Genomic DNA, 1,517 nt, shown 5'->3' with positions numbered 1-1,517 from the left:
TCAACAAGCCAACAGGCATCACCTGTACGACTGAGCGTGATATCCCCGGCAATATCGTCGATTTCATCGGTCACAAAAAGCGTATTTTCCCAATTGGTCGACTCGACAAACCTTCGGATGGTTTGATCTTCTTGACTAACGATGGCGACATCGTAAATAAGATTCTGCGCGCTGGTAACAACCACGAAAAAGAATACGTGGTGCGTGTCGACAAGCCGATTACGGACGAATTCCTAAAACAGATGTCGAGCGGTGTTCGAATCCTCGATACCGTAACGCTCCCTTGTAAAGTTACGAAAGAAACCAAGTTCTCTTTCCGTATTGTTTTGACGCAAGGCCTAAACCGTCAGATCCGCCGTATGTGTGAAGCACTCGGCTACGAAGTATTTAAACTTCGCCGCGTACGCATCATGAACATCTCTCTAGATGGTATTCCAAATGGTAAATGGCGTTACCTAACCGATGACGAAGTCGCAGAAATTTTAGCAATGTGCGATGGCTCAGTTGGTACCGAGGAAGCGTCAAAGACAGATTCTCGAGGTCGTAATATTCGTAAAGCGACTGATGCGAAACTGTTTGATAGCCGTGAAGAGAACCAAGGTTCGACTGCTCGTCGCAATCAAAAAACGCGCACCTTCCGTGGTAATAACGCTGACGAGTTCCGTCATGCGCCTAACTCTAAAAAAGGCCAGCAAAAGCGCCGTCAACGTGATGATGAGAACTCACGCCCTGCGAAAGAGCATTACAAAGCGAAACCTCAAGGTGAACGCGCGAAGCCACAAGGTGAGCATGGCAGACCGCAAAACAAGCCTCAAACACCGAGCAAACCGAAGCAGCATTACGTCAATCCGAATACGACAAGTAAACCGGCAAAACGCACTAGTGGCACATTAAGCCTCAAAAAATAACAATAAAGGACGCTTTCGCGTCCTTTTTCTTTGTTGGTCATTCAACCCAAACTGGCTTACAAGCATAATGGGGCAAACTGCCCTCTGGTCAAAGCCACAAGATCTTGCGGAGCAAGCTCAATTTCTAAGCCTCGTTTACCCGCGCTCACACAAATCGTCTCTTGTTCTTTTGCACTTTCATGTAGAAAGGTTGGCAACGCTTTCTTTTGTCCAAGTGGACTAATGCCGCCAACTACATAACCCGTTGTCTTTTGGGCGATGTCTGGATCTGCCATGTCGGCTTTTTTACCCTTTGCTGCTTTGGCTGCCAATTTTAGATTCAGTTTTTGATCCACAGGAATGATGGCTACTGCCAAGTTTTTGGGCTCGCCATTAAGGCAAAACAACAGGGTTTTGAATACTTTTTTAGGATCTTGCCCCAACACTTCAGCCGCTTCTAACCCATAGCTGTCTGCTCTCGGGTCATGTTCATACTGGTGAATGGTGTGAGGAACTTTTTTCTTTTTCGCAAGATTAATGGCCGGAGTCATCAAGATTCTCCTTATAAAAATAAAAAACGCAGCCCCCATCAATGGGAGCTGCGCTTTTAGTTAATGATATCAGCGAGTT

General features: G+C 46.3%; 2 protein-coding genes. One reads left to right on the top strand and one right to left on the bottom strand.

All coding sequences use genetic code 11. The features are described from left to right. Nucleotides 1–908, top strand: a 908-nt coding sequence (locus R8N28_RS24505; protein ID WP_318183580.1) for a pseudouridine synthase, incomplete at its 5' end; no start/stop codon positions are given. Nucleotides 909–964: 56 nt separating this feature from the next. Here R8N28_RS24505 and ybaK read toward each other — a convergent pair. Then, on the bottom strand, nt 965–1,438 hold the full coding sequence (gene ybaK / locus R8N28_RS24500) for a Cys-tRNA(Pro) deacylase (protein ID WP_005481362.1): 474 nt from the start codon (nt 1,436–1,438) through the stop codon (nt 965–967). Nucleotides 1,439–1,517 lie beyond the last annotated feature (79 nt).

Source organism: Vibrio sp. Vb1554, from assembly GCF_033344235.1.
Note: the sequence above shows the minus strand (reverse complement) of the source record. Positions and strands in the feature narration are given on the sequence as shown.

What these genes read in the sequence shown, in the direction of transcription:
- ybaK (WP_005481362.1), bottom strand. Translation starts at nt 1,438, where the DNA reads ATGACTCCGGCCATTAATCTTGCGAAAAAGAAAAAAGTTCCTCACACC.